Consider the following 14,452-nt stretch of genomic DNA (forward strand, 5'->3'; position numbering starts at 1 on the left):
ATTATCAAACGGGGTGGTAATGTGTTAGTAAACCTAAAGAAAATGAAGGTCGGGCTGATGATTATCAAGCGGAAAATAATTCTGCTGGTTAGAAGGCCTGAAAGTATTCATTATGTTGGCAGCAGTGAAGCTCTGCCACCGCCACTTTCCGTTGATGAGGAAAAAATTTTATTGGAGAAGCTGGAAAAAGGGGATAACGCGGTAAAAAGTATCTTAATCGAACGGAATCTTCGGTTGGTAGTCTACATTGCTCGGAAATTTGAAAACACCGGTGTGGGTATTGAGGATCTGGTATCCATTGGTTCTATTGGCTTAATTAAGGCGGTAAATACATTTGACCCTCAAAAGAAAATAAAATTAGCCACTTATGCAAGCCGCTGTATTGAAAACGAAATTCTAATGCATTTGCGACGGAATAGTAAAACTCGGATAGAAGTCTCGTTTGATGAGCCTTTGAATGTTGATTGGGACGGAAATGAATTACTACTTTCCGATGTGTTAGGAACAGAGAACGATATTATTTACAAAGAAATTGAAGAGGAAGTAGATAAGAAGTTACTGCGAAGCGCGATTAAGAAACTAAATGTTCGCGAAAAAAGGATTATGGAGTCCCGCTTTGGTCTAAGTAAAGGGGGAACAGAAAAAACCCAAAAAGAAGTTGCTGACCTTTTGGGGATATCTCAGTCCTACATTTCCCGTCTGGAGAAAAGAATCATTAAGCGTTTACGTAAAGAAATTAGTAGAATGGAATAATAATTATTATACAAAAAAATATTTGGTTAATTATAACTAACCCTTGCTAAGTCCAGGGGTTAGTTTTTTTTGACGAAGTTTTTTTCATATCTTAAGTACTCAGTATAAAAGCCCCTGTGCTTGGTAATACTTTGAAATGAAATAAAGAGCCTTTTAACCAAAAGGAGGGTCTCTTCATTGATGACCAACAAGGTGGAAATATGCGGTGTTAATACTTCTAAGCTGCCCGTGTTGAAGAATGAAGAAATGCGCAAACTGTTTAGGCAGATGCATCAGGGGGAAGAAAAGGCTCGAGAGAAATTGGTTAACGGCAATCTGCGTCTGGTACTCAGTGTAATTCAGCGATTTACCAATAGAGGGGAATACGTGGACGATTTGTTTCAGGTGGGTTGTATCGGCCTTTTAAAGGCAATTGATAATTTTGATTTGGAACAAAACGTTAAATTCTCGACATATGCTGTTCCCATGATTATCGGCGAAATACGTCGCTACCTGCGGGATAATAATCCCATTCGCGTTAGCCGTTCTTTAAGAGACATTGCTTACAAAGCCTTACAGGTAAGGGATTCGCTGGTCAATAAGCATTCGCGGGAACCGGCCATATCAGAAATTGCCAATGTATTGAAAATTCCTCAGGAGGATATAATCTTTGCCCTAGATGCAATCCAAGAACCCATATCTTTGTTTGAGCCCATTTATCACGATGGTGGTGACCCCATTTTTGTGATGGACCAGATAGGCGATGATAAACATGTTGATACTAGTTGGCTGGAGGATATTTCCGTTAGGGAAGCTCTGCGCAGGTTAAACTATCGTGAGAAGTTAATTTTAACGCTGCGCTTTTTCGAAGGAAAAACTCAGATGGAGGTGGCTGATGAGATAGGCATATCTCAAGCCCAAGTCTCTCGCTTAGAAAAGGCGGCGTTAGTACATATGCAAAAGTATGTTTAAAGTAACGGGGAGGATTGTATTAAATGGGACGGAGAATATTACTATTATTGGGGATAGCAGCTTTAACCAGCCTGCTGGTGTTGGCTTTACAGCCGGAAAATGTTACTGCAACTCATGACCAATTAGTCAGGTTTCACGTCATTGCCAACAGTGATACTGAGGCAGACCAGCAGTTAAAAAGGGATGTCCGGGATGAAATTTTGAAAAGATTTGGCGGTCTGTTATCAGAAGCAATAAGTGTGGAACAGGTCCAGTCCTTAATTCTGAATAACTTAAGTGAGATTGAGAGTGTGGCTCAGCAGGAAGTTAGGCGTCAAGGTTATTCTTACTCTGTTGAAGCACTATTAGGAGAATTTGATTTTCCTGTCAAATCTTACGGGTCCATTACTTTGCCAGCGGGACGATATCAAGCGCTAAGGGTAGTAATTGGTGAGGGTTCAGGGGAAAACTGGTGGTGTATTCTTTTTCCGCCCCTATGTTTTGTGGACATATCCAATAGTCTGGCTAAAGATGTTTCGCAGGATGTATTACCTGCCTTTACCGGAGGAAAAAATCAAAAGAATATTAAGGTCAGATTCAAAGTGCTGGAATTATTAAAAGGAAATGGGCAGCATCGTCTGAGCAGGAAAGAAGTGAAAACGAAATAGGAAGATTGAATAGGCATGGCGGAAGCCATGTTTTTTTTATGCACTATTTTTACTTTTTTGCATATAAATATAATTAAAGGACATGGGGGTGACTACTAGTATGGTGAAAATTTCCGAATTACGCAGCCGCACAGTCATCAATGTGGCAGATGGTCGCAGTTTAGGTTATATCAAGGATATAGAATTAGATTTGGATGCGGGTAGAATAAAATCATTAATCTTGCCGGGGGAAAATCGGTTTCTATCGTTTTTGCGAAGAAATGAAGACATTGCTATTGAGTGGAAGCACATTTTTAAAGTTGGGGTGGATGTAATATTAGTAGAAATGCAAAATTTCGTAGACCCCAAACATGACCGGGAGGAATAATGGAGCAGATAAAAAATCTAAGCACCTAAAAGGTGCTATTTTTGTTTTTGATAATTTTTCAGGCATCTTGACACCCTATATTTAGTGGAATATAATAGATTACAACACAATATTTTGTATTGCAAGGATGATTTCCCATTTAGTCTATTGTTGTCAACAATAAAATAGCTTCGCGGCGTGGGATTAATATCCTTTTTTTATTGGCTCATGTTTGTCGTATTTCAAGTTATTTAAGGGAGGTTTGGCGATGCAGTGTCCTTTTTGTGGTTTTGCAGACTCTAAAGTTGTTGACTCTCGTCCAGCTGAAGAGGGATGTGCCATACGCAGACGCAGGGAATGCCTGGAATGTGAGAGACGTTTTACTACCTACGAACGGGTGGAAGCGGTTCCGTTGGTTGTGGTAAAAAAGGACGGGCGCAGAGAAATGTTTGACCGGAGTAAACTTCTGGGGGGAATTATAAAGGCTTGCGAAAAGCGGGCCATTCCAACCAAACAGTTGGAAAAGGCAGTAGACGAAATCGATCGGGAGTTGCTTAATTCCATGGAGCGAGAAGTATCCAGCGAAGTTGTGGGTGAATTAGTAATGGACAGACTTAAGCAATTGGATGAAGTTGCCTATGTGCGATTTGCTTCGGTTTATCGGCAGTTTAAAGATTTAAATACGTTTAGGCAGGAATTGGAAGCTTTATTAAAAAACGATAAATAATTTTCCAGGGAGGGGCTATTAATGTTTGAAAGGGTTATGAAAAGAGATGGCAGAGTGGTAGATTTTAATGAAGCGAAGATTACTAACGCCATCTTTTCCGCTGCTGAAGCACAAGGGGGCGAGGACCGGCAAACTGCTATGGAGATAACTATAGAGGTACTGAAGCATTTAAAATCTAGTTTTAACGGGGACATATTTTCGGTTGAGGATGTACAGGATGCTGTGGAGAAGATTTTAATTGAAGAGGGACATGCCCGTACCGCCAAAGCATATATACTATATCGGGACAAGCGTACCCGTATTCGTGATGCCAGAACAGATTTAATGGATGCAGTGGAATCCATCTTAGTGGAAACAAACCGTGAAAATGCCAATGTCAGCAATTCACCTTCGGCTAAGATGCTGCAGATTGCCAGTGCTGCCAGTAAATCTTATTATCTCTCTCGTTTAATACCGGAAGAGTTTTCACGTGCCCACAGTACGGGTGATATACATATGCATGACTTAGATTTTTATGGAAAGACCCTCACATGTGTCCAAATTCCCTTGGGGGAATTACTGAGCAAAGGGTTTAATAACGGCCATGGTTTTATCCGCCCTCCCAAAAGGGCTGCATCTGCAACAGCTTTGGCAGCCATAATACTTCAGAGCTCCCAGAATGATATGCACGGCGGACAATCTTTCCCCTTTTTCGATCGGGATATTGCACCTTTTGTAGCCGATGCAACGGATGAAGAGATCTATCAGGCCATGGAGGCATTAATATATAATTTAAACTCGATGCATAGCAGGGCGGGAGCCCAAGTGCCTTTTAGTAGTCTTAATGTTGGCACTGACCAAACTGAAGCAGGCAGAAAGGTAACCCGAAGCTTGCTGCTTGCTTATGAAAAAGGTCTTGGGCATGGGGAGAACCCAATATTTCCCAATATAATTTTTCGGTTAAAAAAGGGTATAAACTTTGAAAAGGGAGACCCCAACTTTGATTTGTTTCAATTAGCGATAAGGGTGGCGGCAAAACGGATGAATCCAACATTTAGCTTTATGGATTCTTCATTCAACAGTACTTATGGTGATCAAGTAAGCTATATGGGCTGTCGTACCCGGGTGATGTCCAACAAAGTGGGATCGGAAATAACGGAGAAAAGAGGAAATCTTTCCTTCACTACTATCAACCTGCCCAGACTGGCCATCAAAGCCAAAGGTAATTTAGACAAGTTTTACGAGAGTCTAGATAAAGCCATTGATCTGGTTGCACGTCAGCTTTATCATCGTTACCGCATCCAGGCAAATTTGAAGGTGAAAGATATGCCATTTTTAATGGGGCAGCACCTTTACCTGGATTCGGATAAATTAAAGATGGAGGACAGGATAGAAGAGGCTATCAAACACGGTACTCTTTCGATTGGCTTTATCGGCCTTGCGGAAACCTTGATCGGTCTCATTGGGGAACACCACGGTCAGTCCAATCAAGCCCAGGAACTGGGGTTGGAAATTGTTGCCCACATGAGTCAAAAGGTAGATGCTGCTGCTGATGCTTATGGCTTGAATTACAGCCTGCTGGCAACACCGGCAGAGGGTCTTTCAGGACGCTTTGTGGACATTGACCGGGAACAGTTTGGTATTATAGAGGGAATTACTGACAAAGAATACTATACTAACTCCTTCCATGTACCGGTATCTTATGCTATCAACATGTTTGATAAGGTGGCCAAGGAGGGACCTTATCATAAGTTCACCAGCGCGGGGCATATAAGCTATGTTGAGTTAGAGGCACCGCCGGTGCATAACCCTGAATCTATTGAGACCATCATCAGACATATGGCTGCCAATGATATGGGTTATGCGGGTATTAATTTCCCCATTGACTTTTGTCTTAGCTGCAGCCACTTGGGAGTAATTGACCAAGATGAGTGTCCGGTTTGCGGTTCCCAGGCAATCAAAAGGGTCAGGCGCATCACGGGTTATTTTAGCACGGTTGATAGATTTAATGATGCCAAACGAGCTGAACTTGAAGACCGCGTTTCTCATTTGTAGGCGGCCGATGATACAGCATTCCACATAAAGCAAGGGAGCGTTTTTAATGCGAATTAGAGTGGCCGGGGTTGTGCGGGAAAGTGTAGTGGATGGGCCTGGTATACGCCTGGTTATTTTTTCCCAAGGCTGCCCACATGGATGCCCTGAATGTCATAATCCCGATACCCATGACCCCAACGGGGGTAAGGTGGAGACGGTTGAAAACTTAATAAAAATGGTTAAAGCAGCACCGTTGATACGAGGAGTAACCTTTTCTGGTGGGGAGCCTTTTTATCAGGCAGGGGCATTGGCCGAACTGGGGGAACAACTAAAAAATTTAGGAAAAGGTCATGATATCTTTACTTATACTGGCTTTCTTTTTGAGGAATTGGTTGCTCTAAGTAAAATTAACGATGATTACCGACGGCTGCTGGCTGTAAGTGATTTTTTGGTGGACGGCCCTTACCTTAAAGACCAAAAAGATCTGGGTTTGCCCTTTCGTGGCTCAAGAAACCAACGGATAATTGAAGTTAAACATTCGTTAGAGTTAGGTGAAGCGGTACTTGTTTCGTGAGTACCGCTTTTTGCTGCCTTTTCTTGCACCGTGGCGAATGAGTTAACCATTAAAGGTGTCAACAGTCCCTGTAATTTGGGACATTTGTCCTGTTTAATTATTCTGAATACTTTCGTATAATTATATCAAGGAACCTTCCCAAAGGCACAGCCTAAAAGGCGGCAGCCCTGGAGAGGGAGCTTGAGGACTTAAACCCATTAGAGGTAGATCCCAAAGCCATTAATCCTGTGGTAGCCTAGAGGTGGAGTCCTGAGAGACCCAAGGAGGTGTATAAAATGGACGTTCTAGCAATCATGTTTGGAATGGCCGCCGGCGCAGAGAAATTTGGGGAGAAAACAGTAGGGTACTTTGGATTAGCAGTGGCTTCTCTATTTTATCTGGCCGTAATAACAACCTTTGCTACCGCAATGATTTTCTATTGGTAACTAATCCTTCATTTGCTTGGCGAAAAGTGCCGCTTCAGCACGATTTTTAAGATTTAACTTACGAAAGATATTGCTGACGTAATTGCGTACGGTTTTTTCACTTAAATACAATGAATGGGCTATTTCACGATTGGTTTTGGCTTCCGCTAAAAGAGCTAAAACCTTTTTTTCTTGTTTAGTCAGTTGGGCAATTGTTTCTTCATTTGCTTCATCGTTATTTGCTGCCATATTTTTAAACTGCTGCAGTACTCGGGCAGTCACTTGCGGGTCCAATAAGGATTCCCCCCCTGCCACTTTGCGCACCGCATCTACCAGTTGTCCGCTCCAAATCTTCTTAAGAACATACCCTTCAGCCCCCGCCATAATGGAGCCAAACAATGCTTCGTCATCGGCAAAAGATGTAAGCATGATTACTTTGGCTTCAGGGTTAGCTTGACGAATTTCTCTACACGCATCAACTCCTGTTCCATCCGGCAGTCGCACATCCATAATGATTACATCGGGATTAATCTGCGCAGCCTTTATTATCGCCTCCATTACTGAACTTGCTTCACCCACAACCTGCATATCTACGCAGGCCTCGAAAAGAGACTTCAATCCCAGACGAACTACTTGATGGTCGTCAACCAGTAGTAGCCTGATTTTGTGCATATTGTTTACCCTCCCAAGGAACTATTATTGTTAAAGTGGTACCTTGATTATTTTTGCTGGATAAAGCTATATTTCCACCTAAAAGGGACGCTCTTTCCTGAATATTCCTCAGACCCCGTTGAGATGCCGTGAGCTTTCGGTGGGATAAGCCCACCCCGTTGTCAAAGAGTGAAATGGTCAGATGCTTGTGGTCCGTGCTAAAGTCTAACTTCAGGGTAGTGGCTTTAGCATGTTTTGCTGCATTGTATAATGCCTCTTGAACAATGTGAAAGATATGATTCACTTGGCTAGTAGTTAGTTGATACTCGCTGCCTCCCGCCCAATTAACCTGGATTTGCAGGTTAGTCTGTTGGGATAATTCGCGGGTCAAGGCACTGACTGCTTCCTGAAGAGTGAAGGTATGCTTTTCCACCGGGCTTAGCCCTTGAATATATTGACGAATTGATTGCGTAGTTTCATCCAGCTTATCTAATATATATTTTAATTGACCGGCGGCCTCGGTATTTGACGGATCTGTCTTGTTAAAAATTAACTCCAGACTAAGTCCTACCCCATAAAGAGATTGAATGACTCCATCGTGTAAATCCCTGCTGATACGGTCGCGTTCTTCGAGAATAGCTTGTGAGATATTTGCCAACTCCAACTTCTTACTTCCCTCTAGATTAAAGGTACGCATAATTTTTAAGATGAAATAGGCCATGCCTATCCCGCACACTGCGCGTAATAACTGCATATACGGGCTGGGCTCCGGAAAGATGGTCATTGCGGTCTTGGCTGTCATGAAAAAACTCTGCCAACGGGGGAAAACTGCTCCGGTAGAGACAGCGTATAATGTGAAAGAAACAGTGGCACCGTAGACAGCATTGGAAAGTTTCGGGATGTTTAACCTGGTGAAATCTTTGATCTGGGTTATTAAAGCTAAAGAGACTAGTATCGCCCCGGGAAAAGCTAACAAGAAATAGGACCAGGCGGTACTTTGCTTTAACCAAACTGGGTTTTCCTGATGGTAAGAAACTAGAAAGATTGATGCCCATAGAAAGGTGGCAATCAACGCAGTAAATCTAAGATAATGAAAACGTTTAAAGGTATGCACCAAAAGCTCAACGCCAAATAAATAAAGGAATATAAAGGATAAAGCTGTGATAACGACGGTAATGGTTTGCCATGTATGAAAACTGTTGGCGGTAATATCAAAAAAGATGAAGGTTAAAAAGAAATTAAGCCATTTTGCCAAGCCGTGCAGCAAGCCAAAGACAGCTAGCAGCCAGACAGTACTGATAAGCTTTAAGTTGCTTCGCTTATTATATTGAAAGAATTGCAGCAAAATAACAAACCCCATCAGGAAGAAAACTAAGCCGGTGAGGAAATCAGAAAGGGCCAGATTGTGTGTCCATAAGTTATCAGGCATAAGTCATCACCTTAAATAAGGAAAGGTAAAAGTGCTTGGTACCTAACCAGATTTACGAACGTACTCTGACCCTCCGGCTTGAAGACCTTGTGGGGTGCTGGTATTTTTAGTTATTTTGCTTTAATATTATATTGTAGTGAAAAATTCGTCAAGGTTTACCAGAAAGGAATGGTGTAAATTTGTTAGGGCACATGCTCTGTGAAACTGATGGTATTCAATACATAAAGTATACCGGCATAAATAATATTCTTACTTGCTTTTCTTGTCGTACCGGCGGAGTAAGCCAGCCGCCTTATCAGAGTTTGAATTTAGGTTTGCACACCGGTGACGATACCTATAATGTGGTGAGAAATAGAGAGCAACTTGGCCGGGCGGTTAATATGCCTCTTAGCAAATGGGTAACAGCCCAGCAAACTCATGGCAGCAATCTGGTGGACGTGGGAAAATGCCACGCCGGCCAAGGCAGTGATGACTACAGTTACGCGTTAACGGATACCGACGGTATGTTGACTCGGGAAGTTGGGCTACCCCTTGTTACATTTTATGCTGATTGTGTCCCAATCTTTCTGCTGGATGAGACTAATGGCATTGTGGGCGTAGTCCATGCGGGTTGGAAAGGTACGGTGCTAAAGATTGCCGCGGCGGCAGTCAATCGGATGCGGCAAGCATACAATTGCCAGTTAAAGAATATAAGAGCAATTATCGGACCCTCCATCGGACCGTGTTGTTATCAGGTTGACCAACCGGTGGTGAAAGCTTTTCATAGGGCATTTTCCGAAGTTGATGATATCTTTAAGACCGAGGACGAGGAGCATTCTCTGCTCAACTTGTGGTCTGCCAATAGCAAAGTTTTGCAGGAAGTTGGCCTATCAAAGGATAATATTTACATTACGGGATTATGTACTTCCTGCCGGGAAGAATTATTCTTTTCTTATCGACGGGATAAAGGAAAAACGGGACGCATGGCAGCTATGATCATGCGTGAAAGATAATTTTACTTTGGTATTGCCGCTAATGTGTTGTAGAGAGTCAAGCAAAGAGAAAATACACACTTATAAAAACCGGGAGAGACATAGATGAAAAGAGGAAAAAGAAACCAAGAACAAAAGCGCAGAAGAAAATTCGCTTGGGCAGTGATTTTTATTGTTATAGCGGTATTCACTCTGTTTCATGCCACAGAAATAGTTGAGCGTTATATGATTGACCTGAAACCCGTGCAAAATGGAGCGCTGGAAGAAAGTATTCAAGTGGAGGCACTGGTATTTGCCGAAGGAGAAAACCTTCCCAGCCCTGCATCGGGACAAGTTAATTACTTGGTCAAGGACGGGATGCGGATACCGGTTGGAACAGCAGTAGCTGAAGTACAGGCGGCAGGTTTTGATGTCAATGGTATGAGCAAAGTTTTTACAGTGAAAACGCCCATCGCTGGTGTTATAAACCTTTCTACCGATATATCCGCCGTCCCTGCAAACACCAAACTAATAAATCAGATGGACTTAGAAAAATTAATGACACTGCGTACTGCAGGAACAAGAGATAACGATAGAGTAAGCCGCGGTGAGGTAATTGCCAGGGTTGTAAATAACCTGCGCCCCGTGTTTTTGGCTATTGAATTAACATCGGGATTTTACCCAACACTAAAGGTAGGGGATAGTTTAGCCGTTAAAGGTACGGGCTTAGTGCAAAGTGCGGTGATAAAGCGCTTGGAAAATAGCAATGGGCGCCGACTTGCTCTGTTGGAAGCTCCTGCCGGTGTTGCTGACGGTAAAACTCGTTTGAATGTAATAGTTCAAGGAAGGAAATATACCGGTATCATTCTGCCGGAAGCGGCTTTAGTTATTAAGGGTGGCAAGACCGGCGTTTTTCAAGCAAGGGACGGAAACTTACAATGGGTCCCGGTAGAAGTGATTGGACGATTAAATGAACAGGTTGCAGTCAAAGGTCTTCAACCCAATATGCGCGTAGCTTCAAATGCGGGAAAAATCCTGCAGAAGAAATAGCAGGAAATATTTTCATTGTAGAGAACCTTTAATGTAGGAGGCCGGAGTATGTCATCAATGGAAGAAGCGTTAAATGGCGTAAAGGGAAATATTGCCTGGGCTGTGACCAGTTCAGGCCGCCGTTCTCAGGATGTAGAACTAATCGCCGTTACCAAGACACTGCCCGTGGAAACCATAAATGAGGCAGTTGGCTTAGGTATGAGGCATTTCGGAGAAAATAAGGTGCAGGAAATCAGGGAAAAATATGAACGGGTTTCCACGCCGGTATCATGGCACATGATAGGCCATCTGCAATCCAATAAGGTGAAGTACATAATTGACAAGGTCTGCTTAATACATTCTTTGGACAGGATGTCCTTGGCAAAGGAGTTGGAGAAAAGGGCTGCTGCGCAAAAATTATGCATTTCCGTGTTAATTCAAGTTAATGTAGCTCAAGAAGAGAGTAAACATGGAATGGCGGTTGAAGAAGTATTGCCTTTTATACGGCGGGTTCAGAAGTTTAAGCAGATACATGTGCGGGGCTTGATGACTATGGCTCCCCATAATGATGATGCCGAAGCAGCGCGCCCGATATTTCGACGCCTAAGCGAGCTCAAGGAAGAGATTTCCCAACTAGAACTTGCGGGTGTTGATATGGATATATTGTCAATGGGAATGAGTAACGATTACATGGTAGCTATAGAGGAAGGAGCTACCATGGTACGTGTTGGTAGTGCCATATTTGGCAGTCGTACAGATACATAAGGAGGGGGCCATATGGGTAATAAAGTACTTGACAAGGTTTTGTCCTTTATAGGTTTTGAGAAGGATGACGTGGATGACTACTATGACAGCGAACCGGAAGAACACACTTCGGATTGGCAGGAAATGAAGCGGAATCGTAAAGCTAATGTAGTGAGCTTACAAAGTGCTCAGCAGCCAGTGAAGATGGTGTTTCTTAAGCCGCGAACTTTTGACGAGGTGCAAGATATTGCTAATAATTTGAAAAACCGTAGGCCGGTAATATTGAATTTAGAAAGCACCGATAAAGAAGTGGCGCAGCGGATAGTAGATTTCCTTAGCGGTTCTACCTATGCATTGGGAGGGAGTATGCAAAAATTGTCAGCAGCTATATTCTTGTTTATGCCACAGAATATAGATATCAGTGGACATTTTGATGAAGAAACAAGTGAAAAGAATATTTTTTCATTTATGAATAATTTTTCTGGATAAGGAGGTTAGCTCGTGGATTATTCCATCGGTTTTATCGGTGGCGGTAAAATGGCGGAAGCCATTATCAGCGGTATCGTGACAAGTAATCTGATTTCCCAGCAAAATGTGTTTGTTGGAGAAATAAATGAAGCTAGACAGAAGTATTTACAGGAAGTTTACGGGGTAAATGTTTCCTCTGATAATAAGTGGGTAATTTCTCAAGCAGACTTGGTAATCCTAGCAGTAAAACCTCAATTGATGCAGCGGGTAGTAGGCCCTCTGCGGGAGATCTTTTCTCATCGGTTGGTGGTTTCTATTGCGGCAGGTATTACAATTAATAAGTTATCTGAAATGCTGCCCGACAAACAACCTATTATTCGCGTTATGCCAAATACACCGTGCCTTATTGGCCAGGGTATTTCCGCAATGGCACCAGGCGAAACCGTAACGGAAGAGCACTCAGCCAAAGCCAAAACTATTTTGTCGTCGGTGGGACAGGTCGTTATTACTGAAGAAAAGTATCTAAATGCGGTAACTGGATTAAGTGGCAGCGGCCCTGCGTATGTTTATTTAATAATAGAAGCATTAGCGGACGCCGGTGTCTTGGCCGGGTTGGATAGGCACATGGCCCTACAACTTGCCACACAGACTGTAATTGGCTCTGCCGCTATGGTCAAAGAAACCGGGAGTCATCCGGCACAGTTGAAAGATGCAGTGACCTCACCGGGCGGTACTACCATTTCAGCATTGTATTCGTTGGAAAAAAATGGTGTGCGCGCGGCACTGATTGAAGCTGTCATCACAGCCATGAACCGAGCAGCCGAATTAAATGGGGAGTGAAGCAAATGCCTTTTGATTTAAGATTAATTATTGACATAGCTTTTGAAGTGGTGTACTGGCTGATAATAGCGAGGGTGTTTCTTTCTTTTATTCGTCCCGATCCTTATCATCCGGTAGTCCGTTTTATTAACGAAACTACTGAACCAATTTTAGCGCCCTTCAGGCGGCTCATGCCTAGAGGTACTTTGCCAGTGGATTTTTCTCCGTTTATTGCGATTATGGTGCTATATTTTGTTAGGTATTTATTACTAAGGTTATTTTAAGAAATGACAAAAGTTTGAGGTGTTGAAACGAATGTTGGACAGGCAACAGCTTTTATCACATATTAACGATAGAGAAGCACGCGAAACATTGATACGCTTACTTGACCTGGTGGATAATGCTATTGAGCGAAATAAGGAGCAGATTTCAAACTTTCTTGACCCCTATCACGCTGAGTTGGCTGTAGGGGTTTTAAAAAATATTGCGGATATTAGTTTTGACTTTTTGGGGGGCTATGCTGCTGCAGAACGTAAGCGACTGGTGGTAGCACCTCAATTTATTGCTAAGGAGCAGCTATCTTCTAATATAGTCTGCCTGTGGATAGAAGGGAATTTTAGTTTTATTCACGTCAGCCATCGGGATTTCTTAGGGGCGATATTATCCATGGGGATCAAGCGGGAAATGGTGGGAGACCTGCTTGTGATGTCACAAGGGTGTCAAGTATTGATGGATAGGGAGGTTGCTCAGTACGCGGATATAAATTTGACAAGTATTCATCAGGTGCCGGTGACTACAGAAATTCGCAGCGTTAATAATCTGGAATTTGCTGAGACCAAAAGTAAAACTATCACGGCGACTGTAGCATCTATGAGGCTAGATACTGTAGCGGCAGCGGGATTTGGAGTTTCTCGCAGCAAAATGAGTAGCGAAATCAAGGCGCAGCGAGTGCGATTGAATTGGAAACCTGAGACTAACTCAGCGGCGGATGTTGAAGTGGGGGATCTTATATCCTGTCGCAACAGAGGCAGGGTAATGGTGAAAGAAATAAAAGGAAAGAGTAAGAAAGGTCGCCAGCACTTGGTGCTGGAACGCTGGATTTAGTTATTTTAGGTTGAACCAGAATACCATAAGCAGGTATCGGGGGTTTGACTGTCGAAAATAGAGGGGAAAAAGGGAGGGAACCACGATGCTTACTCCATTGGACATTGGTGAAAAGGAATTCCGCCGCTCCATTCGCGGTTATAATGAAGAGGAAGTTGATAACTTCTTGGATAAAGTACTTAAGGATTATGAGCAGCTATATAAGGAAAACCTTAGACTCAAACAGGAATTTGCTGAAATGGAGGAGAGTCTCTCTCATTACCGTGATCTTGAAGGGACACTTAATAAGACTTTGGTATTAGCTCAAGAAACTGCCGACGAATTGCGCAAAAATGCCGAAAAGGAAGCGGAAATGCTCTATAATGAGGCAAGATTTAAGGGAGAAAAAATTGTATCAGCGGCAGAAGCACAAACGGCAAAAATAAATGAAGAGCAGCGAAGGTTAATACAGCAGACCAAAGTGTTTAAAGCTCAATTCAAAGCGGCGCTGCTCAGTCAAATTGAGCTGTTGGAGGAAGCTGCCTCGGGTCAAAGCCTTAGTGTGGAGGAATAGACCGTGCTTAATATTGAGCATACTGACGATGTGGTACGCTTTAGGATTAGGGTTCAGCCCAGAGCATCGAAGAACGAAGTTTCTGGTGTCTACCAGGATATGTTAAAGCTAAGACTTACTGCGCCGCCGGTGGACGGTGAGGCGAATAAAGCCTGTGTGGAATTTTTCGCGAATAGGCTTTCTGTACCGAAGAAGAACGTTAAATTGGTGGCTGGATTTAAGGGAAGAACAAAAACCTTGGAGATTAAGGGTGTGTCTGCTGCAGATATACGTGGTTTAACTGAGTGAAT

The 14,452-nt window shown here is 42.9% G+C and carries 19 protein-coding genes; 17 read left to right on the forward strand and 2 right to left on the reverse strand.

Going from position 1 to position 14,452, the window contains the following annotated elements; genetic code table 11:
• Window positions 1–57 precede the first annotated feature (57 nt).
• The 8 genes from sigE to MFMK1_RS09310 all read left to right on the forward strand — a co-directional run bounded on the left by sigE (window position 58) and on the right by MFMK1_RS09310 (window position 6,436).
• A complete protein-coding gene (gene sigE, locus MFMK1_RS09275; protein WP_366924911.1) occupies window positions 58–753 on the forward strand; it encodes an RNA polymerase sporulation sigma factor SigE in 696 nt (231 codons plus the stop codon).
• A gap of 177 nt (window positions 754–930) precedes the next feature.
• Window positions 931–1,704, forward strand: coding sequence for an RNA polymerase sporulation sigma factor SigG (gene sigG / locus MFMK1_RS09280; RefSeq protein ID WP_366924830.1), 774 nt, complete (start codon window positions 931–933; stop codon window positions 1,702–1,704).
• Window positions 1,705–1,727: 23 nt separating this feature from the next.
• Complete coding sequence (gene spoIIR, locus MFMK1_RS09285) at window positions 1,728–2,351, forward strand: stage II sporulation protein R (protein WP_366924831.1); 624 nt, start codon at window positions 1,728–1,730, stop codon at window positions 2,349–2,351.
• A gap of 100 nt (window positions 2,352–2,451) precedes the next feature.
• Window positions 2,452–2,718, forward strand: a complete 267-nt coding sequence (locus MFMK1_RS09290) for a YlmC/YmxH family sporulation protein (protein ID WP_366924832.1) — start codon at window positions 2,452–2,454, stop codon at window positions 2,716–2,718.
• 247 nt (window positions 2,719–2,965) lie between these two features.
• Window positions 2,966–3,424 carry a transcriptional regulator NrdR gene (gene nrdR, locus MFMK1_RS09295; protein WP_366924833.1) on the forward strand — a complete coding sequence of 153 codons (459 nt, stop codon included), beginning with the start codon at window positions 2,966–2,968 and terminating at the stop codon, window positions 3,422–3,424.
• Between the two features lie 21 nt (window positions 3,425–3,445).
• A complete protein-coding gene (gene nrdD, locus MFMK1_RS09300; RefSeq protein ID WP_366924834.1) occupies window positions 3,446–5,458 on the forward strand; it encodes an anaerobic ribonucleoside-triphosphate reductase in 2,013 nt (670 codons plus the stop codon).
• Window positions 5,459–5,504: 46 nt separating this feature from the next.
• The gene (gene nrdG / locus MFMK1_RS09305; protein ID WP_366924835.1) at window positions 5,505–6,011 is read left to right on the forward strand and encodes an anaerobic ribonucleoside-triphosphate reductase activating protein; all 507 of its coding nucleotides are present in this window, start codon (window positions 5,505–5,507) and stop codon (window positions 6,009–6,011) included.
• A gap of 275 nt (window positions 6,012–6,286) precedes the next feature.
• Window positions 6,287–6,436 (forward strand): hypothetical protein, encoded by a 150-nt coding sequence (locus MFMK1_RS09310; RefSeq protein WP_366924836.1) that lies wholly within the window; start codon window positions 6,287–6,289, stop codon window positions 6,434–6,436.
• Here MFMK1_RS09310 and MFMK1_RS09315 read toward each other — a convergent pair whose 3' ends face one another.
• Both MFMK1_RS09315 and MFMK1_RS09320 read right to left on the reverse strand, forming a co-directional pair.
• Window positions 6,437–7,087, reverse strand: a complete 651-nt coding sequence (locus tag MFMK1_RS09315; protein WP_366924837.1) for a response regulator — start codon at window positions 7,085–7,087, stop codon at window positions 6,437–6,439.
• Window positions 7,059–8,495 carry a sensor histidine kinase gene (locus tag MFMK1_RS09320; RefSeq protein WP_366924838.1) on the reverse strand — a complete coding sequence of 479 codons (1,437 nt, stop codon included), beginning with the start codon at window positions 8,493–8,495 and terminating at the stop codon, window positions 7,059–7,061. Before MFMK1_RS09320 ends, MFMK1_RS09315 begins: the two co-directional genes overlap by 29 nt.
• 179 nt (window positions 8,496–8,674) lie before the next feature.
• Between MFMK1_RS09320 and pgeF the strand changes: the two genes are divergently transcribed.
• The 9 genes from pgeF to MFMK1_RS09365 all read left to right on the forward strand — a co-directional run bounded on the left by pgeF (window position 8,675) and on the right by MFMK1_RS09365 (window position 14,450).
• On the forward strand, window positions 8,675–9,487 hold the full coding sequence (pgeF, locus tag MFMK1_RS09325) for a peptidoglycan editing factor PgeF (RefSeq protein WP_366924839.1): 813 nt from the start codon (window positions 8,675–8,677) through the stop codon (window positions 9,485–9,487).
• An 84-nt stretch (window positions 9,488–9,571) separates the two neighbouring features.
• Window positions 9,572–10,495: a biotin/lipoyl attachment domain-containing protein gene (locus MFMK1_RS09330; RefSeq protein WP_366924840.1), complete on the forward strand. Its 924-nt coding sequence runs from the start codon at window positions 9,572–9,574 to the stop codon at window positions 10,493–10,495.
• Window positions 10,496–10,543: 48 nt separating this feature from the next.
• Window positions 10,544–11,239, forward strand: coding sequence for a YggS family pyridoxal phosphate-dependent enzyme (locus MFMK1_RS09335; RefSeq protein WP_366921444.1), 696 nt, complete (start codon window positions 10,544–10,546; stop codon window positions 11,237–11,239).
• A 12-nt stretch (window positions 11,240–11,251) separates the two neighbouring features.
• Entirely contained in the window at window positions 11,252–11,707 is a 456-nt protein-coding gene (locus tag MFMK1_RS09340; RefSeq protein WP_366921445.1) for a cell division protein SepF, read from the forward strand.
• Window positions 11,708–11,755: 48 nt separating this feature from the next.
• On the forward strand, window positions 11,756–12,526 hold the full coding sequence (gene proC / locus MFMK1_RS09345; RefSeq protein WP_428846303.1) for a pyrroline-5-carboxylate reductase: 771 nt from the start codon (window positions 11,756–11,758) through the stop codon (window positions 12,524–12,526).
• A gap of 5 nt (window positions 12,527–12,531) precedes the next feature.
• Window positions 12,532–12,789, forward strand: a complete 258-nt coding sequence (locus MFMK1_RS09350; protein ID WP_366921447.1) for a YggT family protein — start codon at window positions 12,532–12,534, stop codon at window positions 12,787–12,789.
• 31 nt (window positions 12,790–12,820) lie between these two features.
• Window positions 12,821–13,609, forward strand: a complete 789-nt coding sequence (locus MFMK1_RS09355) for a photosystem II electron transport protein, Sll1252 family (protein WP_366921448.1) — start codon at window positions 12,821–12,823, stop codon at window positions 13,607–13,609.
• A gap of 85 nt (window positions 13,610–13,694) precedes the next feature.
• Window positions 13,695–14,162 carry a DivIVA domain-containing protein gene (locus MFMK1_RS09360; RefSeq protein WP_366921449.1) on the forward strand — a complete coding sequence of 156 codons (468 nt, stop codon included), beginning with the start codon at window positions 13,695–13,697 and terminating at the stop codon, window positions 14,160–14,162.
• Window positions 14,163–14,165: 3 nt separating this feature from the next.
• Window positions 14,166–14,450, forward strand: a complete 285-nt coding sequence (locus MFMK1_RS09365; protein WP_366921450.1) for a DUF167 domain-containing protein — start codon at window positions 14,166–14,168, stop codon at window positions 14,448–14,450.
• Window positions 14,451–14,452 lie beyond the last annotated feature (2 nt).

The organism is Metallumcola ferriviriculae, assembly GCF_035573695.1.
Taxonomy (GTDB): Bacteria; Bacillota; JADQBR01; order JADQBR01; family JADQBR01; genus Metallumcola; species Metallumcola ferriviriculae.

What these genes read in the sequence shown, in the direction of transcription:
- sigE (WP_366924911.1), top strand. Translation starts at nt 58, where the DNA reads ATGATTATCAAGCGGAAAATAATTCTGCTGGTTAGAAGGCCTGAAAGT.
- spoIIR (WP_366924831.1), top strand. Translation starts at nt 1,728, where the DNA reads ATGGGACGGAGAATATTACTATTATTGGGGATAGCAGCTTTAACCAGC.
- MFMK1_RS09290 (WP_366924832.1), top strand. Translation starts at nt 2,452, where the DNA reads ATGGTGAAAATTTCCGAATTACGCAGCCGCACAGTCATCAATGTGGCA.
- nrdR (WP_366924833.1), top strand. Translation starts at nt 2,966, where the DNA reads ATGCAGTGTCCTTTTTGTGGTTTTGCAGACTCTAAAGTTGTTGACTCT.
- nrdD (WP_366924834.1), top strand. Translation starts at nt 3,446, where the DNA reads ATGTTTGAAAGGGTTATGAAAAGAGATGGCAGAGTGGTAGATTTTAAT.
- nrdG (WP_366924835.1), top strand. Translation starts at nt 5,505, where the DNA reads ATGCGAATTAGAGTGGCCGGGGTTGTGCGGGAAAGTGTAGTGGATGGG.
- MFMK1_RS09310 (WP_366924836.1), top strand. Translation starts at nt 6,287, where the DNA reads ATGGACGTTCTAGCAATCATGTTTGGAATGGCCGCCGGCGCAGAGAAA.
- MFMK1_RS09315 (WP_366924837.1), bottom strand. Translation starts at nt 7,087, where the DNA reads ATGCACAAAATCAGGCTACTACTGGTTGACGACCATCAAGTAGTTCGT.
- MFMK1_RS09320 (WP_366924838.1), bottom strand. Translation starts at nt 8,495, where the DNA reads ATGCCTGATAACTTATGGACACACAATCTGGCCCTTTCTGATTTCCTC.
- MFMK1_RS09330 (WP_366924840.1), top strand. Translation starts at nt 9,572, where the DNA reads ATGAAAAGAGGAAAAAGAAACCAAGAACAAAAGCGCAGAAGAAAATTC.
- MFMK1_RS09335 (WP_366921444.1), top strand. Translation starts at nt 10,544, where the DNA reads ATGTCATCAATGGAAGAAGCGTTAAATGGCGTAAAGGGAAATATTGCC.
- MFMK1_RS09340 (WP_366921445.1), top strand. Translation starts at nt 11,252, where the DNA reads ATGGGTAATAAAGTACTTGACAAGGTTTTGTCCTTTATAGGTTTTGAG.
- proC (WP_428846303.1), top strand. Translation starts at nt 11,756, where the DNA reads ATGGCGGAAGCCATTATCAGCGGTATCGTGACAAGTAATCTGATTTCC.
- MFMK1_RS09350 (WP_366921447.1), top strand. Translation starts at nt 12,532, where the DNA reads ATGCCTTTTGATTTAAGATTAATTATTGACATAGCTTTTGAAGTGGTG.
- MFMK1_RS09355 (WP_366921448.1), top strand. Translation starts at nt 12,821, where the DNA reads ATGTTGGACAGGCAACAGCTTTTATCACATATTAACGATAGAGAAGCA.
- MFMK1_RS09360 (WP_366921449.1), top strand. Translation starts at nt 13,695, where the DNA reads ATGCTTACTCCATTGGACATTGGTGAAAAGGAATTCCGCCGCTCCATT.